The 25,393-nt window shown below is 62.3% G+C and carries 22 protein-coding genes; 7 read left to right on the top strand and 15 right to left on the bottom strand.

Annotated elements, in window-relative coordinates:
- Positions 1-43: 43 nt before the first annotated feature.
- Positions 44-958 carry a LysR family transcriptional regulator gene (locus tag BAUR9175_RS01785; RefSeq protein WP_101582805.1) on the top strand — a complete coding sequence of 305 codons (915 nt, stop codon included), beginning with the start codon at positions 44-46 and terminating at the stop codon, positions 956-958.
- Between the two features lie 109 nt (positions 959-1,067).
- Here the strand turns inward: BAUR9175_RS01785 and BAUR9175_RS01780 are convergent, their stop codons facing one another.
- Positions 1,068-1,958, bottom strand: coding sequence for an IclR family transcriptional regulator (locus BAUR9175_RS01780; RefSeq protein WP_101582804.1), 891 nt, complete (start codon positions 1,956-1,958; stop codon positions 1,068-1,070).
- A gap of 107 nt (positions 1,959-2,065) precedes the next feature.
- Here BAUR9175_RS01780 and BAUR9175_RS01775 point away from each other — a divergent pair, with 107 nt between their 5' ends.
- Both BAUR9175_RS01775 and BAUR9175_RS01770 read left to right on the top strand, forming a co-directional pair.
- Entirely contained in the window at positions 2,066-2,647 is a 582-nt protein-coding gene (locus BAUR9175_RS01775; RefSeq protein ID WP_101582802.1) for a dihydrofolate reductase family protein, read from the top strand.
- A gap of 180 nt (positions 2,648-2,827) precedes the next feature.
- Positions 2,828-3,406 (top strand): ABC transporter ATP-binding protein, encoded by a 579-nt coding sequence (locus BAUR9175_RS01770; RefSeq protein WP_101582878.1) that lies wholly within the window; start codon positions 2,828-2,830, stop codon positions 3,404-3,406.
- A gap of 76 nt (positions 3,407-3,482) precedes the next feature.
- Here the strand turns inward: BAUR9175_RS01770 and BAUR9175_RS01765 are convergent, their stop codons facing one another.
- The 13 genes from BAUR9175_RS01765 to sigJ (BAUR9175_RS01705) all read right to left on the bottom strand — a co-directional run bounded on the left by BAUR9175_RS01765 (position 3,483) and on the right by sigJ (BAUR9175_RS01705) (position 16,588).
- Positions 3,483-3,782, bottom strand: a complete 300-nt coding sequence (locus tag BAUR9175_RS01765; protein ID WP_009883830.1) for an antibiotic biosynthesis monooxygenase family protein — start codon at positions 3,780-3,782, stop codon at positions 3,483-3,485.
- Positions 3,783-4,976: 1,194 nt separating this feature from the next.
- Positions 4,977-5,612 (bottom strand): pyridoxal 5'-phosphate synthase, encoded by a 636-nt coding sequence (locus BAUR9175_RS01760; protein ID WP_009883831.1) that lies wholly within the window; start codon positions 5,610-5,612, stop codon positions 4,977-4,979.
- 19 nt (positions 5,613-5,631) lie between these two features.
- A complete protein-coding gene (locus tag BAUR9175_RS01755; protein ID WP_164743280.1) occupies positions 5,632-6,468 on the bottom strand; it encodes a PhzF family phenazine biosynthesis protein in 837 nt (278 codons plus the stop codon).
- Positions 6,443-8,344, bottom strand: a complete 1,902-nt coding sequence (locus tag BAUR9175_RS01750) for an anthranilate synthase family protein (RefSeq protein ID WP_180959191.1) — start codon at positions 8,342-8,344, stop codon at positions 6,443-6,445. Before BAUR9175_RS01750 ends, BAUR9175_RS01755 begins: the two co-directional genes overlap by 26 nt.
- Positions 8,341-8,964 (bottom strand): isochorismatase family protein, encoded by a 624-nt coding sequence (locus BAUR9175_RS01745; protein WP_101582794.1) that lies wholly within the window; start codon positions 8,962-8,964, stop codon positions 8,341-8,343. The genes BAUR9175_RS01750 and BAUR9175_RS01745 overlap by 4 nt, the downstream gene beginning before the upstream one ends.
- A 1-nt stretch (position 8,965) precedes the next feature.
- A complete protein-coding gene (locus BAUR9175_RS01740) occupies positions 8,966-10,150 on the bottom strand; it encodes a 3-deoxy-7-phosphoheptulonate synthase (RefSeq protein ID WP_101582792.1) in 1,185 nt (394 codons plus the stop codon).
- A complete protein-coding gene (locus BAUR9175_RS01735) occupies positions 10,150-10,617 on the bottom strand; it encodes a PhzA/PhzB family protein (RefSeq protein WP_101582791.1) in 468 nt (155 codons plus the stop codon). Before BAUR9175_RS01735 ends, BAUR9175_RS01740 begins: the two co-directional genes overlap by 1 nt.
- Positions 10,604-12,247, bottom strand: a complete 1,644-nt coding sequence (locus BAUR9175_RS01730; RefSeq protein WP_101582789.1) for a flavin-containing monooxygenase — start codon at positions 12,245-12,247, stop codon at positions 10,604-10,606. The genes BAUR9175_RS01735 and BAUR9175_RS01730 overlap by 14 nt, the downstream gene beginning before the upstream one ends.
- Positions 12,248-12,252: 5 nt before the next feature.
- Positions 12,253-13,032 (bottom strand): FAD-dependent monooxygenase, encoded by a 780-nt coding sequence (locus BAUR9175_RS01725; protein ID WP_101582786.1) that lies wholly within the window; start codon positions 13,030-13,032, stop codon positions 12,253-12,255.
- 66 nt (positions 13,033-13,098) lie between these two features.
- Positions 13,099-13,677, bottom strand: coding sequence for a DUF7010 family protein (locus BAUR9175_RS01720; protein WP_096146762.1), 579 nt, complete (start codon positions 13,675-13,677; stop codon positions 13,099-13,101).
- 55 nt (positions 13,678-13,732) lie between these two features.
- Positions 13,733-15,043 (bottom strand): IS256 family transposase, encoded by a 1,311-nt coding sequence (locus BAUR9175_RS01715; RefSeq protein ID WP_096146761.1) that lies wholly within the window; start codon positions 15,041-15,043, stop codon positions 13,733-13,735.
- A 65-nt stretch (positions 15,044-15,108) separates the two neighbouring features.
- The gene (locus BAUR9175_RS19895) at positions 15,109-15,639 is read right to left on the bottom strand and encodes an NAD(P)-binding protein (RefSeq protein WP_146000913.1); all 531 of its coding nucleotides are present in this window, start codon (positions 15,637-15,639) and stop codon (positions 15,109-15,111) included.
- Positions 15,620-16,588: an RNA polymerase sigma factor SigJ gene (sigJ, locus tag BAUR9175_RS01705; protein ID WP_101582877.1), complete on the bottom strand. Its 969-nt coding sequence runs from the start codon at positions 16,586-16,588 to the stop codon at positions 15,620-15,622. Before sigJ (BAUR9175_RS01705) ends, BAUR9175_RS19895 begins: the two co-directional genes overlap by 20 nt.
- Positions 16,589-17,004: 416 nt before the next feature.
- Between sigJ (BAUR9175_RS01705) and qcrB the strand changes: the two genes are divergently transcribed.
- The 3 genes from qcrB to BAUR9175_RS01690 all read left to right on the top strand — a co-directional run bounded on the left by qcrB (position 17,005) and on the right by BAUR9175_RS01690 (position 20,059).
- Positions 17,005-18,696: a cytochrome bc1 complex cytochrome b subunit gene (gene qcrB / locus BAUR9175_RS01700; RefSeq protein ID WP_443090120.1), complete on the top strand. Its 1,692-nt coding sequence runs from the start codon at positions 17,005-17,007 to the stop codon at positions 18,694-18,696.
- 106 nt (positions 18,697-18,802) lie between these two features.
- Positions 18,803-19,726, top strand: a complete 924-nt coding sequence (gene sigJ / locus BAUR9175_RS01695) for an RNA polymerase sigma factor SigJ (protein ID WP_101582779.1) — start codon at positions 18,803-18,805, stop codon at positions 19,724-19,726.
- Between the two features lie 114 nt (positions 19,727-19,840).
- The gene (locus BAUR9175_RS01690) at positions 19,841-20,059 is read left to right on the top strand and encodes a hypothetical protein (RefSeq protein WP_101582776.1); all 219 of its coding nucleotides are present in this window, start codon (positions 19,841-19,843) and stop codon (positions 20,057-20,059) included.
- Here the strand turns inward: BAUR9175_RS01690 and mobF are convergent.
- The gene (gene mobF / locus BAUR9175_RS01685) at positions 20,056-23,505 is read right to left on the bottom strand and encodes a MobF family relaxase (RefSeq protein ID WP_240689230.1); all 3,450 of its coding nucleotides are present in this window, start codon (positions 23,503-23,505) and stop codon (positions 20,056-20,058) included. The genes BAUR9175_RS01690 and mobF overlap by 4 nt on opposite strands.
- A gap of 425 nt (positions 23,506-23,930) precedes the next feature.
- On the opposite strand from mobF, the gene BAUR9175_RS01680 reads away from it, so the two are divergent.
- Positions 23,931-25,388, top strand: a complete 1,458-nt coding sequence (locus tag BAUR9175_RS01680) for an MFS transporter (RefSeq protein ID WP_101582772.1) — start codon at positions 23,931-23,933, stop codon at positions 25,386-25,388.
- The last annotated feature ends 5 nt before the right edge of the window (positions 25,389-25,393 follow it).

Genomic DNA, 25,393 nt, shown 5'->3' with positions numbered 1-25,393 from the left:
GGATATAGCAAGAAATCGTTCACAGTGTCATAGTGTCTATATCATGATGAATCTGCAGCAGTTCCGGGTTCTCCTGGCCATTCGGGACGAGGGAAGTCTCAATCGGGCCGCCGAGGTGCTCGACCATGGGGTGCCGACCGTGACCCATCATCTGCGCACCCTCGAATCCCATCTGCGGATCAAGCTCGTCGATCGCTCCCGCAACGGGACGAGGCTGACACCGCTCGGGGAGTCCTTCGCCGAGGAGATCGAACCGGTCCTTGCCCGCATCGACCGGGCCGAGCAGCTTGTCACGGCCCAGCGTGATGCCGGTGTCGTGTCCCTGCGCGTCGGTTCCTTCTCCTCGATCGGCTCACGGCTGCTGCCCGCTGCGATCGCCGAACTCCAGCAGCGCACCTCGGTGCGCGTCGAGGTCGTCGAGGCCGAACCCAGCGAGGTGGTGCGGATGCTGCACAGCGGTGAGGTCCACGCCGGGCTCATCTACGACATCCCCGAACTGCCCGAATTCGCGGGCCCCGAGCTGCGGCTGCGGACCCTGCTGGACGAACCCTACCGGGTGATGGTCTCCCGCGATGGGGAGCTCGCAGCCCACGAGGTTCTCGACTTCGCAACGATGAGCGACGTCGACTGGGTGCTCAGCCACAACGAAGCGGAGGCCTCGGTGCGGGTGCTGCGGCGCATCTCCCGGGGACTGGGATACGAACTGCGCGAACTCATGCGCAGCGACGACCTCTACATGATCCACGGGCTCGTGGCCGAGGGTCTCGGCTGCGCTCTGACCACCGAGGTGGCCGTGGACACCGACTTCGACGTCGTTCTCAGGCCGGCCAAGCAGGACCTGGGTCAGCGCCGTGTATCCTTCGTGACCAGGCCCGGGCCGAACCCGGCCGCGGTGGGGTGGCTGGGGGAGATCCTCGGTGCGGTGGCCGCGCGGCTCGGGGCCGCCTCGTCGGAGTGAGCGGGCTGGCGGCAATCGAGGAACTTTTGGTGTGAGATCAGCGGTCGATGCCACACCAAAAGTTCCTCCATCCGAGCCTGAGCCGGTGCGGCGGGGAATGGCGAGCTGGTCAGGGATCTGCGTGGTCGCTGAGGGCCTCGGCGATGGTCTTCGCCTCGCGGCGGAGCAGGGCGACGAGTCGTTCGACGCGGGCGCCGGTGACACGGTCGGGGACGCTGGCGATCGACAGTGCCGCGCGAGATCGGCTGTCGCGGACCTTCAGCGGCACACCCACGGCCCATGATCCTTGGGCGAAGAGTCCGGGATTGTGCACGAAGCCGTCGACGCGGGCGCGGTCGATGATGTCGCGCAGTGCTGCGATGGAGACCTTGGGGTACCGTTCGGCGAAGATCTGCGCGTTGGCCTCGAACTGGGCGTCCACCTCGGCGGGGGAGAGCTCGGAGAGGATCGCGAGGCTGCCGGCGCCGATGCCCAGCGGATGGCGATCACCTACGGACAGGGCATTGTTGAGGATCTCGCCGAAGCCCTCCTCGCGGCGGGCGCAGATCGAATAGCTGCCGGTGCGCAGGGTCAGGAAGGCCGTGTCCTGGCTCAGTTCGGCCAGGCGCAGCAGGCTCGACTCCGACTCGGTGACCAGGGGGTCGACCGATTTCTGGGCGAGCTGACCGAGAATCTGAGACTGCACGCCGAGGCGGTAGCCGCCCTCGTCGAGGCGTTCGACGTAGCCCATGGCGATGAGCGCCTGGAGCATGCGGTGGACGCTGGCCTTGGGGCGGCCGCTGATGGAGGCGACCTCGGACAGGCTGGCACCGTTGCTGCGCTCGCCAGCAATGAGGCCGACGAGGTTGAGCAGGGTCAGGGCTCGCTGGATGCTCTGGGCCCCGGTGCCGGGTTCGAGGTCGTCGACGGCGTGGGCGACGTTGAACGATGCGGAGCGGCGCAGGATCTTCCCGCGCATCTTCATCCGGTGTTCGTCTTGAGGGTCGCCGCCGTTGTGCATGCCTCCATTATGGTCCGTCTCGGTTTCGTCTGCTGGAGGTGGGTCTGGTCATCGCCGGCAGTCGAGCGCACACTGAATTCACCGTCTATGCTCTGTGAGGAGCAGCCATGAGTGCCACATATACGTTCGACGTGTTCTCGAGCCTCGACGGGTTCGCCTCGGTCAGTCCCGACGGCGACTGGGGAGGCTACTGGGGCAAGCAGGGCCCGGAGCTCCTCGACCATCGGCTGGAGCTCTACAACGCGGACACTCGAATGGTCTTCGGGGCCCAGACATTCCGTGATTTCGTCGGCATGCTCGCGGAATCCGACATCTACACCGACGTGCTCGACCCCTGGGTCACCGCCATGCGCAATTGCCCGGCAACCGTCATCTCACAGACTTTGAGCGAGCCGCTCGATTGGCCCAACGCAGTCGTCGCCGCAGGTGACGCGGTTGACGTGGTGGGGGAGATGAAGGAGGAATCCGAAGTCCCGATTCGTTCGCATGGCAGTCTGTCGATGAACCGGGCGCTCATGGAGGCGGGACTTGTTGACCGACTGCAGGTCACGATCTACCCGGTCATCACCGGGCGCACAGGTGTCCAGCCCATCTTCGCCCGAACGCAGGATTTCGATCTCGAACTTCTCGACTCCACTCTGCTCGACGGAAGAACCCAGGAACTCGTTTACCGGCCGACCCTGCACTGAACTCTTCAGGCTGACGTCTTCCGCTGGTCGCGACTCGGCGATCCAGGATGTGGAACATGGGTGTGTCCGGGGAGGACCACCTCGGCGAGGCCCGGATCTAGAATCGACAACGGCTCCCTGACGGAGCCGACTCCCGAGCGGAGCCGAGCGATCTCGATGTGGGAAGAGAGTGTGGACGACGTGGCAAAGACGGTCCTGAAGTTGGACGATGTGACGTTCCGACGTGGGGAGACGAAGATCCTCCACGGCATCGATCTGGCGATCGGTCAGGGCGAGCACTGGGTTCTCATCGGGCCGAACGGAGCCGGGAAGTCGACGATCCTCAGCTTCGCCTCGGCGCAGGTGTTCCCGACGTCGGGGACCGTGGACATCCTCGGCGAGAGGATGGGTCGGGTCGAACTTCAAGCCCTACGTCGCCACATCGGCCACGTGAATCCGCGCCATCCGCTGCGCTCGAATCTGTCCGTGCGCGACGTCGTCCTCACCGGACTGACCGGCACGGTCGAGCGCCCCTTCCGCTGGGAGGCAAGTGCCGAGCAGGTTGCGAAGGCCGATGATCTCATCGCCGAGGTGGGGCTGACCTCCCGTACGGACGCGGGCTGGAAGGTGCTGTCACAGGGGGAACGAGGCCGAGCCCTGGTGGCTCGGGCGCTCATCGCCGATCCGCAGCTCCTCCTCTTCGACGAGCCGAACATGCTCAAGGGTGATACGTATCGTACTTCGTATCTCCAGTGTACCGACTTCAAGCTGGCGGCATGACGAAGACAGTTGAGCTGTGCGAAGCCCGGGGTGTGAGCGATGTGTCGCTCACACCCCGGGTTCGACGGTGGCTGGGTTACTTGTACTCACCCACAACCTGGTAAAGACCAGGGCTCGCCTTCGCGATGCCCGCGGTCTTCTTCGCGTACTCAGCCGCCTCCGGGTCGGACTGGGTCGCCTTGACATCATCGGCAGACTCCCACTGGGCCACGTTGAGCACGCGCGTCTTGTCGGCGCTGGCGAGCAGGGTGACAGAGATGAAACCGGGCCGGTGCTTCATCACCTTCTCGGTACCCTCCTTCAGCAGCTCGACGAGTTCCGGCTGCTTCTCCGGCTCGACGTCGATGACGTTGACGAAAGTGACTGGATTGGACATTGCGATCCTCCGTTGGGTTCGAGTTCGACCGGAGTCGACTCACATGGAGCCGAGTTCCGGGGGCACTGCTTCCGTGCCTAGTAGACAGACGAGCTAGCTGACGAGAGTGTGAGGCGTGTAGGACGTCTCGCTGCTCTTCGACGGTCAGAGCGGGCTAGAGCGACCCCGTTGCGCGTCAGTGACGACGCACCCCGAAGCCCGCGGATGTGCGACCGAGACTGTAGGCAACGCGCTCAGTCTTGACCCTCACTCCTGGCAAGAACCCCCACCGGCTTAGATGAGTAACCCGGAGATCGGACCGCAGTTCGGGGCAGGAATCAGAATTGTCACCCAACTTCCCCCAGGTCACAGATATGTGCGGATCAAACCCATGGAACTTGAACGTATTATCCTTCCGGCGAACCAGGCCGGTCCTAAATTCAGCTAGTGCTCCAGGAACACTGACAACAAGGCTGACCTCCACGTGTTCTGGAACTGCATGCAACGCAGCCAACGCAGCCAACGCGAGATCTTCGTGCTCCCAGTCTACGTAGATAGCGACATGACGAACCGACCGACTCAATACACGACTGAAACGAGCATTGGCGAGGAGGGATACGAGGTAGCCCGGCGATGTTGATATGTACCGGACTTGAGCGTCCGGCATAGCAGTCCAGCATCGACGCGCACCCTCGTCACAGGAACCAATGGGGACTTCCCGAAGGGTCGCCTCATGGGGGTCTACAAGGTACGGACGCGTCCCCAACCTCCTAGCTCGCTCGGCACTCACGGCAATAGCAAATTGAGCGTCCGGCGCTAACGCAATTAGCGTGCAATCCCCTCCAAGGGCAGGTGGTTTGCTGTATCCCGATACGCGCCAGGTCACCAACTGATCAAGCCAACGCTCCAGCAAGGGCAGACCTGCGCCTCGATAACCAGCCCTGACGATACGCTCCGCACGAGGAAGCCCAGCCGGAATGAGACTCAAGCCCTTAGCCTCGTCAGGCACTCCTGTCCAGTCGGTGAACATATCCAACTGCTCCGGGGTTCGTACATCCTTCAGCGGGTCAAAAGGCAATGACGGACGAGACGCAACCCAAAATGGCGAGCCCGTACGCGGTGAAAAGTGCCACTTCATCAGGCGACGCACTGAGAGCGCAGCCTTACGTTCATCAGAACGTCTGCCCAGATCGTTCGTCTGTGACGCGCAGGAGTTCACGGCTGAAGCCTCGAAACCGCCCAGCCAGATCCCCGGCGTGAGAAGAGCAGTCGCTCATGCAGCCTGTCACGGCCGTTCGCCCAGAACTCGATGTCGGAAGGTTGAATCTCGAAAGCCCTATAGGTTACCGGTCTCGGCAATGGGGCATCCTCGGCGAGTTGCACGGCCGTCTGGCGGAGGCCTTCAACATCATCTAGAGGACGGCTTTGACAGGAGGCAACGGACATCGCGTGTGTGCCGAGCGGGCGTCGTTGCCACATCCTGTCGGCAACGGTCTCGTCTAGGCATTGGATAGAACCGCGGATGCACACCTGCTCGCTGGTTTCACGCCAGTAAAACAGCGCTGCCACCTTCGGATTCGCCAGAGCCTCCTGGCCTTTAGGGGAGTTGGAGTGAGACGTGAAAATGAGACCAGCGGTCGTGAGCTCCGCCAATGCTACTGTTCTGATCGACGGCTGGCCCGCATTTGTAGAGGTAGCCAACGCCATTGCTAGCGGTTCGCGGACCCCGAGACGCACGGCGCGTTTCAGCCATGAGGTCAGTAGCTCGAAAGGCTCGCCAGGTGGATCTAGATACTCAGGGAAATCTACCTCGATATGGCCTGTGAGGGTCTCCGAAAGATTGTCATTCATTGCTTCGATCCGTTCTGGTTTATACGAGTAGCGTGCCGTGAGCGACAAGAGCCGTAGCTCCCGATAAGGAGACAGCGCATTGCGGCTCTTGATCCTGTCGAATCGAAACTGTCATCCGACAATCTTTGCCGAGCTTGTGCCCTTGTCGGACTTCAACCCGGAGTAGTGAGTCATGGAGTCCGATCGACACCGCATGTAGCGCTATTGGTGCGCAGGCTGATCCGGTGGCCGCATCTTCTTGGACACCATATGCCGGGGAGAACATTCGATTGAACAGGACTCCGTTTTCTGCGGCATAGCAGTTGATCGCCATGTCCTCGAAAATAGAGAGACGGCGCTGATCTGGGCGTATCGCCATCAACTCATTTACGGTCCTGATGGGTACTACGAGATGTCTGGCACCCGCGTCGTAAAGCGCTGGCGGGCCAGCGAAGCTCGATGTGCCTAGAGCGGCTTTCAGCTCAGCTGCATGTTCGGTTGCGACCTCAGTGGGCATGGCTTGGGTGATCTGCACGCTACTCGTATCAGCCGGATCTTTGGAGATCCTTACCGCCCCGGACGGAGTTGTGAACGTTGCGTTAGAGAGTTGATGACGGTCCAGATGCACTCGCGCTGCACCGATGAGCGGGTGGCCCGCGAACGGCAGTTCGTTCACAGGGGTGAATATTCTGCATTGCACCCGCGTCGGATCGCTCCTCGGTCTGTCGACAAAGACGACTTCCGATAGTTGAAACTCGGCGGCGATGTCTTGCATCGTCCTTTGGTCCAAGTCGAACGAGTCGAGGAACACAGCAACTGGGTTACCGACCAGGGGTCTGGTGGCGAACGCGTCAACTAATTGGTACTGATGTTCCACGGTCCACCTTCTTGGTCGTCCTCGTTTCGGAACGGCTGAGTACACCCTCGATGAGTTCAGCGAGCAGCCAATCATTGTTGTGAGTCAGAACTGACTCAATGTGGAACTGGGTCGAGGCAAACGCCGTACCGCTGAGTACTGCGACGTCCTCGGAGTCAGGGTGCAGGATCGCCCGGACATGCCTTGCGGGACTGGAATGGACGAAGGGGGTTAGGGAACGAGCGGTGTATGTGTTGTAGAACCCCAGTGTCGCTTGTCGATTCCAGAGCGGAAGTTCGATCTGCTCACCTTGGTGCGGTTGCGCTAGTCGAGCTATGGGCAAGCCAAGCTCTAGCGCGAGTATCTGATGGCTCAAACACTCGGCGAGGAACGGTCGCCGTTGCAACAGCGCGGACCGGATGAGCCGGTGAAGAGAAACGATGCGCTGATCGGTCTTGTTCTCGGGGTTGCCGGGACCAGGGCCGAACAGAATCAGATCACGGTCAGCCGGGAGTTCGTCCACGTCGAGGGCTGGTTGTTCGTCCACGTAGAATCCCAAGGATCTGAGTAGTACAGCCAGCATGTGTGTAAAGTCGTCTTCGGCGGTCACTATGAGGCATGTCCGGCCGCTGAATCGATGTCGGTTCAGTGCGCGCTCAGTTGTGCTCTTGAGCCAGAAGTCGGACACTACGGCGCGGCGAACTGTCATGGCCTGGCCAATGGAGGCGTCAAGGGAAGCCTCAGCCTCAAAGACCTGTCGCAATCCCGCAGTCTTGGCACGAGTCTCCTGCGCTTCGGAGTCGGGATCTGAATGGCGCACAATAGTTGAGCCAGCCGAAATACTTACGTCGCCGTATCGCGATATCTCGGCGGTTCGGATGAGGATGGCTGAATCGAGAGATTGTCCGCCGCCGCCGTCGGGTTCGACCAGAGCCACCACGCCGCTGTAGTAGCCGCGCGGCGAGGGCTCCCGTTTGTGGATGACGCGAGTAGCGCTCTCCAGGGGGCTCCCCACGACTGTTGGAGCTAGGAGGGTCGATCTGAGCACTCGGCCGATGTTGGCGGAGGTCCGACCGGAGATTTCGAACTCCGTGTGGACGACGTTAGACATTCGACGAATGCGTGGACCGATTACGGCGGCCCCTTCCGGGCAGAGTGAGGCCATCATCTTCAGCTCCTCATCCAGCACCATGAGGAGTTCATCGGCTTCCTTCTGGTCTGCTAAGAACGCTTGGACCTCGCGTGTTGTCGGTCGACGCCCTTCCGCTCTTAGAGTTCCGCTGATGGGGGTCATCGCTACGATTGAGTCATGAAGCGACACGTGGCGCTCAGGAGAAGCCCCCAGGAAGACTCTGTCTTCCAACGAGACTAGAAAGGTCCAATAGGCGCCTGCTTCGCGTTGGAGCAGCCGCTTGTAGAGTCCGAGTAGTGAGGCGTTACTGCTATCGCTCAGCGTTCCTTGAAGCGTTCGTTTTAGGACGAAGTTTGACCCGAGGCCGCTGCCGATGTCTTCGACAATGGAGGCGGAGGCAATGTCCGCGTATTCCGCATCGCTGATATCGAACTCGAAATTCTCCACGTGGCCTATTGGTCCCGCGACCAGGCTCTCGAATTCGTCGCGGTCTGTGACATAGTGCTGGGACACCGTGCAGGTCAAGATTGGTTGCTTGTCGTCTTGAGCGGAGAATCCACGTTCTTCGATCGAACGGTAAGGAAGGAGTACGAGTTTGGTGGCTTCATCGTCGGTGGCGATCTGAGTCGTGTCCTCAACGGTGCTGGCGTCGAAGATGAGCAGGTCGATATAGTCCGGGGTCGCTTGTCGCAGTATCAGGGCGTAGCTGGTCTCGTGTTCGCTGATTATCTGCAACGCCTGGCTGGCGGAAACCTGGCAGTTCATATCAGGTCGCTTCCAATGAACGTGATCTGTCCGCATCGATCGCCGATATATTCCAGCGTGTCGATGTGGAGAGTTCGATTGAAGTCTGCGGTTGCATCTCCGATCACGAAGCACTGGATGTCTTCGGCGACGCAGTCGATGGCAGTTGCCAGGATGCCCACATGTAGGTAGATCCCACAGACGATCAGCTGATCTTTGCCGAAACCCGAGAGGAGTTCTGCCAAGCCGGTGTGGGTGAAGGCGCTATAGCGCCGTTTCGTAATTCGGGAGTCCTGCTCCGTAGGCTCAACAGAGTCGACCAAGCGGCGGTCCTCCTCGTCTGCGTCCATCCCAGGCCCCCAGAAGTCCGTCATGAGTCCTCGTTCTTCCAAGGTCATCCCGCCACGCTGACCGCTGTAGATCAGCGGCGCTCCTCGATCTCTGGCGAGACGTACGAGCCGGCTGACGTTGCTTTGCAACTGATGAGATGGCTCAGCTGGCAGTGCTCGGACGAAGTACTCCTGCATGTCATGGACGAGCAGTGCCGCGCGGGTCCAATCGAGTGCCCATCCGGGTCCGCGCGTCTTCACATCAGCGATAGTGACTTGCGCGTATGACGTAGTTGTGAATGTATGTTTCATGTCAGCGGCCCTCCGTCCAAGCGGTTAGGACTTCGGCAGTTTGGATTCGATTGAGACGCGGGTCGCAGAGGCTCCGGTAGCTGTTAGACCCACGTCGGCTATCGACACTCGTGGTGCACTCTTCGATCCCATAGTCTCCGGTGGCTTCCAGATGGATACCTGCGGAGTGGAGGTCAAAGGTCTTGAGAATTTCGTTGAAGGCGGTTACCTCGTCCAGGACATCAGGCATCAGTCGTGTCTTGGCTCCATCATCAGCACTTCTCGTGTTGCCGTGAAGAGGATCCACCATCCAATTAACTTCAAGGCCGGCGGTGCATAGTGCCGAGACGACGGCGGGAAAGTCATCTCTGATCCGTGAACGACCGAATCGCGCAATGAGCGAGAGGCGCCCCTTTTCGTTATGCGGATTAAGGGTCCTGACAAGCCGTTCAGCTTCGCTCGTTGATACACCTGGTCCAATCTTGCAAGACACCGGATTGCGAATGACCTCCATGAGCGATAAGTGGGCACCGTCGAGCTGCCGGGTACGGTTGCCTATCCAGGGCCAGTGCGTCGATGTCAGGTAACGATCATGTCCCTGGAATCGAACCTGCGGGTGTTCGTAGTCCATCAGCAGCGCCTCATGGCTCGTCCAGATCTTTCGTCCGGTCGTGCTGTTGTGGTGACGTATGGCCTCCGTCGCCCGCTGGGCCAAACGATGACCTCTCAAGAGCCGGAACGGGTCCGGCTCGCGTTCTTCAGGAGTTGATCCAGGCCCGTTGACTGCGTCGCCCATGTACGTTGGAATGTCTTGTCCGGCGACGGTCTCGGTCGGATTGCTGCGGGGCTTCGCGAACTGACCCGCGACCCGACCGATAGCGATCACCCCCTGGCCGGTGGCTCCAGCGACCAGGTCAGCGGCTTCATCTATGAAGTCCAGCTTCCGGTCGACGGCCTGCGGTGATAGCTCGACGAACGGCTCAGCGCAGTCGCCAAGCTGAACGACGGTTGCGTGGCCGCTGGCGACAACTGCCAGACAGACTCGCAGCTCCTCGATTTCCTCTGGGGTCACGAGGGACTGTGCCGCCTCCAGCCGGTGCCGCACCTGCTCGACTAGGTGCGGTTGGGGCCATGTGGGCTGATGCGCTGCGGAGGAGTATCGAGTGAGAGTGGACTGATGCGTGTGGCTTCTGGTCGGCGTAGTCATTACTGGGGGATGCCTTTGCGTTCAATTCGCGGCACCGGGAGGCCGAGGGCCTTGAGCTGCAAGATGGGGTTCATGAATTCGCGGCACCGGACGATCAGGCCGCCGTCCATCTCGAACGAAAACAGGAAGTGGTTTTCGTAGTATCCCTCGTCATACCCCTCGAACCGGATGGCACCGTGACCATCGCATTCGACCCAGAAATGGTTGGGATCGGTCTCAGGGTGGACTGTGATGTTGTACCACTCCCAGTCAGGGAAGCACTGGAGCGACCAGTGCGCATGCCGCTCAAGCGCCGACTTGCCTCGGATCTCGATTGCTTGTCCCGATTCGGTGGTCCAGAGACCCCCGATCCCTTCCTCGACAAACAGGTTGTGTCGGTGGTATCGGTCCTCGCCTTTGGTATGCATGTACCGTTCGACGGTTTGGAGGTTCTTGTTGCGGAGGTCATCGTTCTCACTGATGGACATGGTGTGCTCCTTCTCTCTGTTGAGTCAGCCGCGACCGGGTGGACAGCTGGAAACTTGGAAGTCGATTGTCGATCTCGTTGCGAAGTCGTTGGCGGTATGAGCCGAGGCCGCCGAAGTAGAAGAGTGCTCGGGGGCTGTCGGTGTGAACATTTGACCCAAAGATCCACGATTTAACTTCGGCGAAAACGGAGCCCTGGGCCATCTCCGTGGACTCAACCGCCCAACGATTCACAGCGTCTGGATGTACTTCGATGGTGGCGGCCTCGGTAGAGTCGGCTACCGCGATCACCTCTGCGATGAAATCGACCTGTGCCTCGATGCCTGGCGGCAAGTTCGAAAAGACCCCCAAAGGTCCAAGTACGGTGAAGAAGTTCGGGAACTTCGGCGTAGCAATCCCTAAGTACGACGAAGGAGCATCGCCCCAGTGTTCGAGCAGGTTCGTGCCTTCTCGCCCTTGGACGTGGAAATCGCGGTATGCCCCGTCTACTGCCTCGAACCCGGTGGCGAACACGATGACATCGACTTCGAAGAAGCGTCCGTCGTCGAGGGTGATTCCGTGCGGCGTAACGGATCGGATAGGGTTCCGTCTGCTGTTCACCAGGGATACGTTCTCGCGGTTGAAGGTCTCGTAGTAGTTGTCTACAGCGACGGGGCGCCTGGCGTACGGCTCGGTGGGAGTCAGATCCTTCACCGTGTCGCTGTCCCTGACGATGACGTTGATCTTCTGCTTGATGAAGTCAGCGGCGGCGTTGTTGGAGACGCGATTGAACGCAAGATCGGAGAACGTCCCGAACATGAAATTGAAGCCTCCGCCTTCCTCCCAGGCGTTCTCAAAGACTTCTTCTCGCGTCTTCTCATCGACATCTTGCGCCCCGGTTTGTGGCTCCTCGAAACCGCACGCAAGTCTCGTCAGCCGCCAGGCATCCCAGAGTTCGGCGAAGGACTCTTCATAGTGGTGAGATTCGCTGTCGGTCCACCGTCGTTGCCCCGCCGGGACGACGTACTGGGCTGTGCGTTGGAAGACGACCATCTCTTCGACCTCGGTCGCTGCATTGGCGATGAGCTGGCAACCAGTTGATCCGGTGCCAAACACCGCGACTCTTGCTCCGGCGAGACTCACGCCTTCAGGCCATCGAGCCGTGTGGATGGTCTGCCCGGTGAACGATGCAAGGCCGGGGATGTTGGGGAGGACCGGCTTCGAGAGGACGCCGGCGGCTCCGATGAGATACCGAGCCGAGAACGTCTGGCCTCTGTCCGTCCGCGCTTCCCACCGTGCTTGCTCTTCTTTGAAGTCAGCCGTAGTTGCGGTCGTCTCGAAGTGGAAGATCTTGTCCAAGTCTTGCCGCTTCATGAAATCCTGAAGATAGTCACGAATCTGGCTGCCCTTCTGATATCGCGCGGCGCGATCCCAGGAGGGCGATACGGTCGGATCACCGGAGTACCGATAGACATGGCTATCCGTGTCAGCCTGAACTCCTGGGTATCTGTTCCAGTACCAGGTTCCTCCCGCATCGCTGCCCTTCTCGATGCCGACAACGTCGAGACCGAGGTCGTTGGAGAGCTTATGGGCCGCATAGATCCCTGAGACTCCGGCTCCAATGATGATTACGTCGCACTTCAGATAGCTCACGTCGGTTACCTTTCGATGGTGTTGTGGCCGACGCTGCTTGAGTGCGGCCGAGTTCTATCGCGGACAGCTTGGCGATAGTTCGAGGTTGTGGTTCGAAACTTTTCGGATCGGGTGCTACTGGCGGTGCCGACATGTTCGAGTTCTTCGCGGTTCATCTTTCGATTCGCGAGCACGACGTTGTTGGTCTGAGGAAGCCTGGCGGACACGAACTCCGCAATGGCGATGAATGGGTCGGCTTCGGTCTTGATTGCCCCGGCAAGACAGGCGGCGTCGACGATAGTTTGCGAGGCACCCTGTGCCCCAATGGGGTACATCGGGTGTGCCGCGTCGCCAAGTAATACGACTCGTGAGCGGGACCACTGATTGATTGGGTCACGGTCACGGAGGCGGTCCGACTTGATGGTCGGGGACTTCTCGATCATCGCTTCGATGTCTAGGAAGTCGAGGGCCCAGTTTCCGATGAGGGACCCCAGTATGCGCCGCACGGCTTCTTGGCTCTCGCCGAGGACCGGAGTTTGTCCCTCGTAGACTCTGTCAGGGACGAGGAGCACCCAGTTGATCCGGCTCGATCCGCTTCTAGCAATGGGCGCGGAGACCGGGTAGGCGATGAGTCGACAGCCATCGTCGGCTGTGACGAGGATGAAGGTCTCTCCGTCGAGCATCTTGGGGAGGTCCGCGACTCCGCGATAGAGAGTCATGCCGCCATCGTGAAGCGCGGTGGCTCCTACGGTGTAGGTACGGGTGACGGAGTTGATGCCGTCCGCTCCGACGAGAGGTATTGTCAAGACTTGTGGATCGGGGTGTCGAACCCAGTCCGTCAATCAACGTCTCCAGTTGGCACAGCGACAGCCTCAGCGTTCATCAGCCACCACGTCCGTCGGGACGGTTTCGCTGGCGAGCGATGCGCGGTAGGAGAGGTATAGCGGGATTGCGAATAGCAGCAGGACCGCTGCGCCGACCCACCCGCTGATCCCGCCAAGGCTTGGGAGCCAGAACAACGAGACTGTGCCGACTGCGACGAGTACCCCAGCCAAGGCTCCATAGAGCCACATCCCGTAGAGGGAGATAAACGTGAGGTAGTGGGCTCCGACGATGATGAGCGATGCAGGGAAGAACAGGGCTGGTTCGTAGATCCCGACCGCGATCGCGACAAGCATGCCCAAGGGCACGGTGAAGGCGGACTGCATCGCCAACGAGATCGACGGATGCCCCTTCGGGAGAGCGGTGGGGCCTCCCAGAATCTTCAGAATAAGCGTCGCTAGCGGAAAGATGAACATCCCACCGAAGAACAGCACGGCCATCGCCGCATCTGATGAAACCCACTGATAGACGGCTGCGGCAGCGAACCAGGTGAGCGCTGCAGCGAGGGGACCGGAGAACCCTCCCCGGTAGACGCGGCGGACATCCTCTTGTGCTTCCTCAACCTGCATGAGTTCATGCTGGCATGACCCTCAGAGGTATTGTCCGTACGTGCGGTCCGGCGTGTCATGCGACGTGTTGATCGCCTCCTGATTCCTCGTGCTGGTTCTGCTCGTCGGGGCGCTCGACGAGCTCTCCCTTGTCGAAGACCGCTCCGGCGCGCACGAGGGCGACGAGGTGGGGTGCGTTGACTGCTCGCCAGCGTGCTTGTGCGGACTCGATGAGTTTGAACGCCATCGCTATGCCCGCGGCCCTGGATCCGGGTCCCTTGGTGACGCGCTGACGAAGGCGCACGGTGGCGAAGGTCGACTCGATCGGGTTTGTGGTGCGTAGGTGGATCCAGTGCTCGGCCGGGTAGTCGTAGAACTCCAGGAGCACGTCGAGGTCGTCGGTGATCTTCGCGGCGGCCTTGGGCCACTTGACCCCGTACTCGGCGGCGAACGACTTGGCGGCGGCTTCAGCGTGTTCGCGGTCTTCGGCCTGCCAGATCTCGGCGAGGGCCTTCTTCGCGCCCGGCTGGGCCGACTTCGGCAGGCAGTTGAGCACGTTCGCGATTTTGTGGAACCAGCAGCGCTGTTCGCGAGTGGTGGGGAAGACGTCGCGCACGGCGGCCCAGAACCCCAGCGCGCCGTCCCCGACGGCCAGGACCGGGGCGTGCATGCCGCGGCGTTTGCAGTCGCGCAGCAGGTCGGCCCAGGACTCGGTGGACTCGCGGTGCCCGTCATCCAGGGCGATCAGCTCCTTGGTGCCGTCCGCTCGCACGCCGATCATCACCAGTAGGCAGACCTTGTCCTGCTCCAGGCGCACCTTCAGGTGGATCCCGTCGACCCACACGTACACGTAGTCCGTGCCGGCCAGGGAGCGCTTGTTGAACGAGCGGGCCTGGTCCTGCCAGTCCTTCGTCAACCGCGTGATCGTGGCCGGCGACAGACCGGCCGCCGAGCCGAGGAACTGCTCGAGCGCCGGCGCGAAGTCGTTGCTGGACATCCCGTGCAGGTACAGCAGTGGCAGCACCTCGGCTACCTGCGGGGACTTGCGGGCCCACGCGGGCAGGATCTTCGAGGAGAACCGCGCCCGCTGCCCGGTGGTCTCGTCGACGCGCTTGTCGTTCACGCGCGGCGCGGTCACCGGTACCGCACCAGAGGAGGTGGTCACTTCCCGCGACTGGTGGTGGCCGTTGCGCACCACCAGTCGATGCCCGTCCTCGTCGATCTCGTGCGCGTGGGCCTCGATGTAGGCGGCGACCTCGGCCTGCAACGCCGCGGCGAGCATCTGCTTCGCGCCGTCGCGCACGATCTCATCCAGCAGTGACCCGCCGCCGGCGTTCGGCTCGTCGTCGTGGTTGGCCTCGTTCTCCTCGTGGACTACCTTGAGCATCGGCGTACCTTCCCGAACCAGCGCGCCAACGCCGGTCCTTGATCAGACTCTTCGTTCCTTGTAGATCATCCTCGGGAAGGTGCGCCACACTCATGCCGCCCCACCGAGGGCCGTCCACAGGTTCTGATCATTCCTCCTCCGACGATGAGGTCATATGGTGCAGGAGATTGCCTATCCCACCGTTCTAAGTCTTCGATCGTGATCGTGGCGCTCGTGTGTATCCGGCAACTACCGGGCAGCTGGGCGAGCAGGATCGAAACCAGATCGTGTCGGAGGATCGATAGTTGGGGCATCTCTTCCCCAGCGAACCGTCCCCGAGGTTCTTCCATGATCTGTTGTCCGTCTGAGGATAGGTACCGGTGTGCGCGAGTCTGTATTCCGAGGCTGCACAAGCGAGACAGGAGCCCGAGGCCAGCGAGTTCCGTTACTGCAATAGGCTGGATGTTGAGTCCGTAGCCGTCACCGTTCAGCGAGCTCCGATGATCGAAGAGGTCGATCTGGTAGTCCTCGCCGAGGGAAGCCGCGAGCATGAGTCCGCCGATACCGGCTCCCACTATTGCGATTCGAGTTGCTTTTTCAGGCAATGCGCAAGACATGAGGCTCACCTTCAGAGAGTTCGTTGTGCCAGAGGTGGAGCTTCTCGGGGTTTCTAACGGCCCAGATGTTGCTAATTCGGGTCCCAGTGATCTGCGTGGCTACGACAGCAATCACGCGCCCATGCGACGACCCGATCAAGCCGGGCTGATAGTTGACGACAGCCTCGGAGACGATCAGGTCGGGTTGCTTGATCATGACTGCCTTGAAGAAGGCGGCGACTTGCTCTGCACCGACCATTGGGTCAATTGCTGCGCTCACGATTCCCCCCCCATCTGTGACGGTGGTAACGCTTGGATCGAGTACGTTAAGAAGCTTCGTGAGACTGCCTTGCTGCCATGCCTCTTTGAAAGCTTGGTTAACACGCCGATGTTCGTCCTGTTCGACGCGTCCAGAGGTGGCGCTCTTTGCTCGTTTCCTCGCTGACGAAGCGAGTTGGCGGCACGCATGAGGGGTACGCCCGACGATCTCCGCGATCTCGGCGAAGGAGTATTGGAACACGTCATGCAGGACGAAGCTGACGCGTTCGGCGGGTGACATCTTGTCGAGGACGATCAGGAGCGCCATGGAAACCGACTCATCAAGTGATATGCGGTCGGCAGGGTCGGCGGATGTGGTCTCCGAAGGTTCGGCAACTCTGACATCGAAGGCAGGGATCGGCTCGGGAAGCCATTCGCCAACGTATACTTCGCGTCGTTTGCGGGCCGACCGTAGTTGGTCGAGGCAAATTCGGGTGATGACTTTAGTGAGCCAAGCTCCCGGCGTCTTGATCGCATTCCGCTCTGACGGCGGTTGGCGGTACCAGCGGAGATAGGCCTCTTGTACTGCGTCTTCTGCGTCAGATGCTGATCCGAGCAGGTTGTAGGCGACGGACAGCAGGCGAAGCCGCTCGCCTTGTACGACTTCGAGGAAAGACCTGGCGGATTCGGTGTGGCTGTCACGGGGAACCATGGCGATCACTCGTGCTTCCGTCGTACCCGAAGTCGGGTGTGGTCTGATCCTTGGCGGTATGCGGGACTACTGTCTGCATGTGCGGGCTCCTTCGGCGGTGTGGTCCGTCCGGTGTGACTCTGGTAACACTTCGACGGAGCAGCGGTTCAAAACGTCAGGTGCGCTGGTCATCGCGGCTCCCCGCGGCGGCATTGGGTGGGGGACGGTCGCTTCGAAGCCCCCCTACGGGCCAGGTCAAGGACGGTGCTATGGGCCGGTCCCGCCGGTCGCAGTCCGAGGCCCGGGACCGCCCGCTCCGGCTGCGTTGCGACTCGCCTTAGTCGCTGAAGTGCGGGAGTCCCGCCTCACAGATCGCAGCGCCGCGTCGTCTCTTAGTTGGTCAGCTGAAGTGCCACGGGCCAACGAAAGGGATACTTGTGCCACGCGAACATTCGCCGAGAACGAGAGCCGTCGACCGGGTCGGCAGTTGGATAGACAAGCGCGTCGGAGCAAGCACTTGGCTGGCAAAGCTTAGGACCAGGGTGTTTCCCGATCATTGGTCGTTTTTCTTTATCCATATCGCCCTGGCGTCATTCATCGTCTGCATGTTGTCGGGCGTCTTCCTGATGTTCTTCTATGACCCGTCAGTCGAAACAGTCACGTACCAAGGCCCATATGAGCCGTTACGAGGTGTAGAAGCCTCGCGAGCATTCACATCGACCATGGAGCTGTCCTTTGAGGTCCGCGGTGGGTTGCTCATGCGCCAACTGCATTCCTGGAGCGCATCGCTCATGATCGCGGCTCTGATTCTTCAGATCTTGCGAGTCTTCTTTACCGCCGAGTTTCGCAAGCCGCGGGAAATAGCTTGGATAGCTCTGTTCGGCTGCCTCATGACGGCGATGATGGCGGGACTGACAGGGCACTTCCTTCCGGATGACATGCTCTCAGGCAGCAGTCTTGCAGTCCTCGACGGCGTCCTAAAGGCCATACCAGTGATTGGTACGACTCTTTCATCACTCTTCTTTCAAGGCAGCTTTCCATCCGGAGCGATAGCAACGGTGCACCCGATGCATGTCCTCATCCTTCCGGCACTGATCGCCCTATTCGGTCTTGTCATCGCTTTTCAAACATTCCGTCACAAGCCCACTCAGTTCCCTTTGCCAGGGAGGTCCGAGAACAACGTGGTCGGGAAATCGCTCGCCCCCGCCGCAGTCAAGCGATTCGGTCTGATGCTCATGGTGTCTGGCATCCTGTTCCTCATCGCCGCCACTGTGACGATCAATCCGATCTGGACCTATGGCCCCGCTGACCCAGGTAATGCTTCGGCCGGGGGCGGCGCTCTCTGGTTTGTCGCGTTCCTGGACGGGGCGCAGCGACTCGTACCGCCAGGATGGGAGATCGTCTTGAGTGGCTATACGCTCACTCTTGCGATCCTCGTTCCCGTCGCCGTATGTGGGTTGTTCTTCGTCGCTGCAATCCTCTACCCATTTATCGAATCGTGGATTTCCGCCGATAAACGCGATCATCATCTGCTGGTCCGCCCCAGGAATGCACCCGCACGTACCGGTATAGGCATTGCCGCAATCGTCTTCTACGCGGTTCTATGGATAGCTGCCGGTTCTGACGTCATCGCTTTGCACTTTTCTCTCAGCAACGAGGACGTCATTCTTGCGCTCCAGGTGTCACTGTTCCTCGGACCCATCGTTGGCTTCAGTATCGCTCGACGGATCTGCCTCGGCCTGCAGAGAAAGGACAAGGAGATCGCACTGCACGGTTTCGAAACGGGGAGGATCGTGCGTCTACCGAGCGGCGAATACCAGGAGATACACGCACCGGTTGATGAGTTCCAACGATGGGAGCTTGTCAACTATGAGTCTCCCTCTCCACTGCATCCGCGGCCAGATGAGTCTGGGCGGATTCGAATCAGGGAGAGGGCGCGAGCGTTCTTCTCTCGCAGGTTCTTTGAGGATCGTATCGTTCCGCCTTCGCCTGACGAGGTTCGGGAGCTTCGCGGTCACTCATCTGCTGAGCCACAAGCGACGGAATCCTCTGAGAACCCCCGGACTGACGGTTCTCCTGTACGCGACGACACCACTCGACGTTCTGGTGGAGCAGACCTCACACTCTGATCGTGTGCTTCGTCTTCCCTGTAGGGGGTGGTCTGCCCCCGCTGTATAGTCTCAATCAAGAGCCGCCTTGCCTGCTCGAGCTGGCCGGTGGCGAGAAGGAGGGATCATGCCGGACGCCACTGAGTCGGCTGTGACTGAGCCGCCGAGCCTTGGGGACGCCGTCGAAGAGCGCAGTATCCTACTCGGCCTGTGCTATCGACTCCTCGGGTCGCTCAGCGATGCTGAAGACGCTGTTCAAGATACGTACATTCGCTGGTATCGGCTTGAGGATTCTGCTCGCGAGGACGTGCGATCGCCACGCGCTTGGCTAATTACGACCGCGAGCCGAATCTGTTTCGATCTTCTCGGCAGTGCGCGCGTTCGTCGAGAGCTTTACGTCGGCGAGTGGCTCCCTGAACCTATCCCCGATCCAAGTGCCTGGACTAGCAGCTCATCTCAAGCTTCGATCGACCCAGCAGATCGAGTAAGTATGGACGAGTCCGTCTCGATGGCCCTCTTAGTTGTGCTGGAGTCGATGACGCCAGCTGAACGCGTGGCTTTCGTTCTGCATGACGTCTTTCGATTCACCTTCGCAGAGGTCGCTGAGATCGTCGGAAGATCACCGGTAGCTTGCCGTCAGTTGGCGTCTTCCGCACGAAAGCGGATTCGAGATTCGCGCCAGATTGCGGTGCCGAGTGAAGAGCATGCTGCCGTCGTCCGTTCATTCAAGAACGCATGGAGCGAAGGCGACATTGGGGGGCTTATTGAGCTGCTGGACCCCAATGTCACGGCGGTCACCGATGGTGGCGGTCTCGTTTCTGCTGCTTTGGAGCCGTTGTATGGCCCGGAGGAAGTGGCTCGTTTCTTCATTGGCGCGTTTGGCCGCCAACCGGGCCTCCATATCGAAGAACAGGTTGTCAACGGAGAGGCTGGCCTGGTGGCCACCTCCGAGGGGAAGATCGTCGCAGTCATTTCTGTGAATGTGAGTTCGGGAATGGTGGATCATATCTGGGCCGTGCGGAATCCGGAAAAGCTAGCAGCGTGGGAGTGAGGAGCACACACGGTCCTCAGACGCCAGAATGTTCGCAAGGCCGCACTTCTCTCAGATCTCCATGGAGCCCTGCGCGACTGGAAACCAGTACTTCAATTATAAAATGAGATGCACATGGCCCGACATCGCAGACGGAAGAAGCACCATCCCGCTCAGAGCCGCGCACTGTGTCTCGATACCGGCAAACGTCAGTACGGAGACTATGGTGACGCCGCGCGGGTCGCTTTGCGCCGCTCACGTTATGCCGGTCCGTTGCGGATCTATGAGTGCCCGTCGTGCGGGGCCTGGCACCTGACCAAGCGGCGCATCTGGGGCAAGCCGCCTGCCTCCTAGAGACCGCGTGCCGGACCCTCTCGGCGAGGAGTGCTCCGGGCGGGGTGTTGCTCGTCGGGGAGCTGCCGCTGCCGTTCCCGGAGCGCTGTCTCGTGGGCTTCGGCGGTGGCGCGTTTGATCTCGATGAGATCCGCCGCCTGATCCGACGGCAGGCCACGAAGCTCGGCGGCGTCGGCCCGCGCTTCTTCCGCCGACGCCCTCCACTTTGCCGCCTCCCTGCGGGGGCTCGTGCGCAGGTAGCGGTCGGGGTCACGGCGGACGTTGTCCACCCCGTGGAGGCGCGCCAATAGCGTCAGCCGGTCGCGGCGCTGTCGCTCCTGCAACCCGGTACGCGCCTGCCGCGCCTCGACCACGGCCTCGCCAGCCTCCACCACCTCGGGAGACTCCTCGGCCCGTTGAGCGGCGACACGATCCACCCACTCGTCGAGGTCGCCCCCATGCCGCGGGAGAGTGCCCCACTCCGAGGACAGGCGACCGCGCAGGGCCTGGGTGTGCTCGCGGGCGGTGTCGTGCTCGCGCTGGGCGCGCCGCTTGCCGAACCAGCCAGCCGTCGCGAGCCGTCCGGCGGCCTGGGCTTCCTCGCCCACGGCGTCAAGGTATTCCTGGCCTTCGGTTTCGGCGCGGGCCTCCAGGGGTGCGAGAGTGTCGGCCCCCACGGTGGTGGCGTGCTCCTCTGCCGTGGCGAGGGCGCTGGTGCTCTCATCCGTCTCATCCCGATGCCGGGCCGACAGCCCAGTGAGCTGGTCGCCGACGTTCTCCCACCAGGCGGCCCGCTGCTCCGCCTTCTCCGCCAGCCCGTCGAGCCGCGCCAGCTCCTCCGAGACCATCGAGATAGGTCCGTCCTTGACCAGACCGGCGATGGCCTCGTTCGCGCGGGCGGTGGCATCGGTCAGGCCCCGGTCGGCGCGGTCGCGACCCATCGCCTCCACGAACTGCGCCCTCGCCCCTGCGAGGTCCGCAGCGATCACGTGGAGTTCGTTGCGTCCGCTGCCACGGGTGAGGCCCACATAGACGGCTGCCGCGTCGAGAGCGTCTGAGAGCACCGTGTGCGCACTGTCGACGGTGGTGCCTTGGACGCCGTAGGCGGTGGAGGCGTAGGCCAGATGCACGTGCTCGGCCACATACCCCGGCGGGAGGGTGACCGTGACGTTGTGCTTCCGGTCGGTGCCGGTCTCGATGGCATGCACCGTACCGTCCTCGCTGATCTGTTGGACGGTGAAGGTCTGCCGGTTCGCCACCCGCAACTCGGCATCGTTCTGCCGCGCCTGCACCAGATCACCCACACCGATCGCCAGGCCATCAGAACCGGTCACGGTGCGGGCGTCGTCGACCTCGCCAGCTTCGATGCGGACGGTGCGGATGCGCTCGTTGAGCGCGGTGGCCTCGTCGTTGGTCGCCACCGTGACCGCATCCTCGGGGATCGTGTTCTGGGCGATGTGCTCGCGCATGGCGTCATCGTCGGCATGCAACCGGACCAGACCCATCGCCTGCAACACGTCGAAGATCGCCGCGGGGTTCCTCCCGTCGCGCATCCGCAACGTCAGCGCCGCGTACTGCTCGTCGTCGAAGCGGTGCAGCTCGCTCATGTCCACGGTTGCACCACGGATGTGCGCGGCCATGTCGAGCACCCCGCCACGCCCGACCGCGGGCAGCTGGGCACGGTCGCCGACCAGCGCCACCGACGCCTTGGCCTCGCGGACGATGGTGAGGAGGGCGAGGGCGGTGTCCTGGTCGAGCATTCCTGCCTCGTCCACGATCACTCGCTCACCCCGCACCAACCGTGGTCCCTTGGGCGGGCCGGTGTAGGTCTGGCCCGTGGCGGGGTCGGCGTCGCCCGGATTGAGGCGGGTCCAGACACCGTCGTCGTTCCACCTGAACCCGTGCGCGTAGACGAGCGCGGCTACGGAATCCGCGGGCACCTTCAGGGTCTCGGCTGCGACTTGGGCGGCCTTCTTCGTCGGGGTGACCACCCGCACCGACCGTCCGTCGTGGTCGAGGGCTTCGATGGCGGTGGCGAGCATGGTGGTCTTCCCGGACCCGGCGGCCCCTTCAACCACGACGAGCGGGTCAGGGGAGGCGACCGCGGCCGCAGCCTCGGCCTGCCCGGCATCGAGACCGTGCTCGGCGGCGAGCTCGGTCAGGTCGGGACGGGGCGGCTCGCGGTTCGGTGCCTGCGCTTCGAGCCGGTCACGCAACTGCGTCTCGGCCTCCACCACCCGCAGACTGGTGAGGTGTGCAACATGCTCGGGGTGCACGGCACCGGGCGGCAGCACGGAGAAGCAATCCCCTATTGCGAGATCGGTGGCGAGTTGCACGAACTCGCGCAACTCCGTAGGTGTCGCTTGCGCGCCGTGGTCGGTGGTGATGCGGGTGACGTGCTCGCGGATGGTGTGCACCGTCCACGTCGACCCACCCGCCGCACTGCGGTCGAGGGCACGGTTGGCGACTTCCTGCACGCTGAGGTCATCGACGGACACCCGCTCGGGTGCTGGTGCACGGGTGAGGGTCTCGGGGTTGTAACCGGCCTCGACCAGCTCTTGCTTCCAAGCATCTTCGTCGCCGAGGTCGGACGGTTTCTTGTTCGGCCGCTCATGCGCCCACGCCTTGTGCAGCAGCCGCGCGCGGACGACGGGGCCGGGCTCCTCGCCGGGATGCGCGGACTCCCACTCGGCCTCCAACCGCTTCAGGTTGCGTTCGACCTGATGGGCACGCTTGCTCATCACCGGGTTGAACGTCTCCAGCTCCGTGACCTCCCCGGTGACGGGGTCGAGGGTGAGCCCGAGCCGGTACAGGGTTGCAGCCAGGTGCGGGTGCGCGGCGATCACCGCAGCGCCGAGTGCACGGATGGCGCCCTGTTGCTTGAACAGGACCGCGGTATCGAGGGCACGCCACTTGCCCGCGGCGGGCACGCGGGTGCCGATCTGGAAGTGCACGTGCCGGTGCGGATCACCGGCACGACTGGTGCGGTGCACCACGGCGACGGTCTGCACCGACTCGACCGGGATGATTTCCTGCTGCCCGCGCGGGCCGACTCGCGTGTAGGCGTGCTGTGCCAGCCACCGCCGAATCTCGGCCACCGCGTCCTGCTGCGCGGCATCGAGGGCGTCAGAGACCTCCGGGTGCAGGGCGGCAGCGATCGACAGGGACTTGGGGGTGTTGACGACCATCTCCGCGAACCGCGGGGAGCCCTTCCGGACCTCGCCAGCCTCCCGCGGGATGCCCATCCGCTCCCCGGTCAGCGGATGGACCCAGTCCACCCAGCCTGCGTACTGCTCCGGGTCCAGCCCGGTGTTCGAGACGACCTCACCGCGACTGTTGGTGATGGTGAAGTCCGCGAGGGCGGTGCCGCCTTCGAGGTAGTAGTCATCCGCGGTGGACCGGTCGGATTCGAGGTACCGGCGGGCGGCAGTGCCCGGTCCGCGGAAGAGGGTCACGCCGCCTTTCATGCCGGTCACCGCCTTCCTCACGAGTCGCTTCGTGAGGAAGGTGTGCGGGCACTACCGCAGGTAACATGCGTCCATTTATTTGTGTCTTCAGGCGGCGGGGCTGATCGGGGAGGCCATCGCGAGGGTGAGTTGCCGGGCTGGAGCCGATGAGTCGAGACAGCTCTGGGTGGTCCAGCGATCCGGTATGGAGGAGTCAGGGTGAGGGCGGAGACGAGTGTTGAGACTGTGGCGAGGTCGAACAGACACTAGGACCAGGAGGAAGGGGCGGGGAGGCTCGCCTCCTGAAACGCGTGTCGCTCGAGTGGTAGTCTGGGATCATCGGAAGTAAAAACGTGCGTCGCTGTTGAAGACGAGGCTCTCTACAGAGCGCACGAGCACACACGGGACGAACGGCCCGTCACTTCTTCACCGAGAAGGAGTGACCCATGATTCGTCGTCCCAGCCACCAGTCCGAGGCCGCGCAGCCGCCTCACACGCTGAAGGACGCGTGGATCGCGCTGGCCGGGCTGTCGGCCGTGTTCCTGTTCGAGATGCTCGACAACTCGATCCTCAATGTCGCCTTGCCCACCATAGGCCGGGAACTACAGGCCACCGCCACCGCATTGCAATGGGTGACTGGCGTGTACTCCGTCGTGTTCGGCGGATTGATGCTCGCGCTCAGCGCCGTCGCCGACCGCATCGGCCGACGCAAGATGATGCTGGCCGGGCTCGTGCTGCTCGGGATGACGAGTCTCGCGACAGCCTTCGTGGCCACTGCCGGGCAGCTCATCGCCGTTCGCGCGGCGATGGGGGTGGCCGCCGCGATGACCACGCCGGGCTCCCTGGCTCTCGCGTTCCGGCTCTTCGCCGATGACCGCCTCCGGGTACGCGCGATGACGGTGATCTCCACCGTAGGACTCATCGGCCTTGCCGTCGGCCCGATCGCCGGCGGCTTCGTCCTCGCCATCGCACCGTGGCAGACCCTGCTGCTGGTCAACGTGCCGATCGCAGCCATCGCCTTCATCGCGATCCGCAAAGGCATTCCCGCCGACCGGCCAGAAGAGCTTCACCGCGATCCTGTCGATATCTGGGGAGCCATCCTGGGCACCGCGGCCATCGCATCCGCATTGCTCGCCCCCGCCCTCTTCGTCGAAGTGGGCGCAGACACCTGGTTCCCCTGGGCCGGGGTGGCCGCGACCATCGCTTTCGCGGCAGCATTCGCCTGGCGCGAGCGCTCGTTCCAATACCCCCTGCTGGACCTGCAGCTGATCGCGAGCCCGCTCGTGTCCAGCGGACTGGCCTTCAAAGGCGCAGCCAACCTCGCCGTCGCAGGTATCGGGTACCTCGTTGCACTTCAGCTCCAGCTCGACTGGGGATGGACGCCCGCCCAGGCAGCACTGGGCATGCTTCCGCAAGTGATCGTCCTCGTCGCCGGCGGCGCCGTCATCTCGATCCTCGTCGACAAGCTCGGACTCGATCGAGCGGCCTGGCTCAGCGCCTCTGCCGTCGTCGTGGGCCTGGCCGTCTACGCGCTTCTGGGACGCGTCGGATACGTCTGGATCGCTGTGGCCCTCGTGCTCGTCGCGGCGGGAATGCGGGTCGTCGGCGTCGTCGCGGGAACCAACGTCATGAAAGGAGTTCCAGAAGACCGGACCACCGTCGGCGCGGCCCTGGCCGATACAGCCGGCGAGTTCGCAACCGCCGTGGGCATCGCCCTGAGCGGAACCTTCCTCGCCGCCATCTTCACCGGGCACCTCACCGCATCGGCCTGGCCGACCGAGCAGACCGCGGAGTTCCGACTCGCGGTCACCTGGGGCGGAATCGCTCTGACCGTGCTCGCGGCGGGCCTCGTCGCCTTCGGCATGCTCCGAGCCCACGGAGAGAAGAGCGCCCCAGAAATCTAGACCGA

The organism is Brevibacterium aurantiacum, assembly GCF_900169065.1.
In the GTDB taxonomy this organism is placed as follows: Bacteria; Actinomycetota; Actinomycetes; order Actinomycetales; family Brevibacteriaceae; genus Brevibacterium; species Brevibacterium aurantiacum.
Note: the sequence above shows the minus strand (reverse complement) of the source record. Positions and strands in the feature narration are given on the sequence as shown.

Coding starts and splice junctions, on each gene's coding strand:
- BAUR9175_RS01785 (WP_101582805.1), top strand. CDS start 44: ATGATGAATCTGCAGCAGTTCCGGGTTCTCCTGGCCATTCGGGACGAG.
- BAUR9175_RS01780 (WP_101582804.1), bottom strand. CDS start 1,958: ATGCACAACGGCGGCGACCCTCAAGACGAACACCGGATGAAGATGCGC.
- BAUR9175_RS01775 (WP_101582802.1), top strand. CDS start 2,066: ATGAGTGCCACATATACGTTCGACGTGTTCTCGAGCCTCGACGGGTTC.
- BAUR9175_RS01765 (WP_009883830.1), bottom strand. CDS start 3,782: ATGTCCAATCCAGTCACTTTCGTCAACGTCATCGACGTCGAGCCGGAG.
- BAUR9175_RS01760 (WP_009883831.1), bottom strand. CDS start 5,612: ATGAATGACAATCTTTCGGAGACCCTCACAGGCCATATCGAGGTAGAT.
- BAUR9175_RS01750 (WP_180959191.1), bottom strand. CDS start 8,344: ATGAACTGCCAGGTTTCCGCCAGCCAGGCGTTGCAGATAATCAGCGAA.
- BAUR9175_RS01745 (WP_101582794.1), bottom strand. CDS start 8,964: ATGAAACATACATTCACAACTACGTCATACGCGCAAGTCACTATCGCT.
- BAUR9175_RS01740 (WP_101582792.1), bottom strand. CDS start 10,150: ATGACTACGCCGACCAGAAGCCACACGCATCAGTCCACTCTCACTCGA.
- BAUR9175_RS01735 (WP_101582791.1), bottom strand. CDS start 10,617: ATGTCCATCAGTGAGAACGATGACCTCCGCAACAAGAACCTCCAAACC.
- BAUR9175_RS01720 (WP_096146762.1), bottom strand. CDS start 13,677: ATGCAGGTTGAGGAAGCACAAGAGGATGTCCGCCGCGTCTACCGGGGA.
- BAUR9175_RS01715 (WP_096146761.1), bottom strand. CDS start 15,043: ATGCTCAAGGTAGTCCACGAGGAGAACGAGGCCAACCACGACGACGAG.
- BAUR9175_RS19895 (WP_146000913.1), bottom strand. CDS start 15,639: ATGTCTTGCGCATTGCCTGAAAAAGCAACTCGAATCGCAATAGTGGGA.
- sigJ (WP_101582877.1), bottom strand. CDS start 16,588: ATGGTTCCCCGTGACAGCCACACCGAATCCGCCAGGTCTTTCCTCGAA.
- sigJ (WP_101582779.1), top strand. CDS start 18,803: ATGCCGGACGCCACTGAGTCGGCTGTGACTGAGCCGCCGAGCCTTGGG.
- BAUR9175_RS01690 (WP_101582776.1), top strand. CDS start 19,841: ATGGCCCGACATCGCAGACGGAAGAAGCACCATCCCGCTCAGAGCCGC.
- mobF (WP_240689230.1), bottom strand. CDS start 23,505: ATGAAAGGCGGCGTGACCCTCTTCCGCGGACCGGGCACTGCCGCCCGC.
- BAUR9175_RS01680 (WP_101582772.1), top strand. CDS start 23,931: ATGATTCGTCGTCCCAGCCACCAGTCCGAGGCCGCGCAGCCGCCTCAC.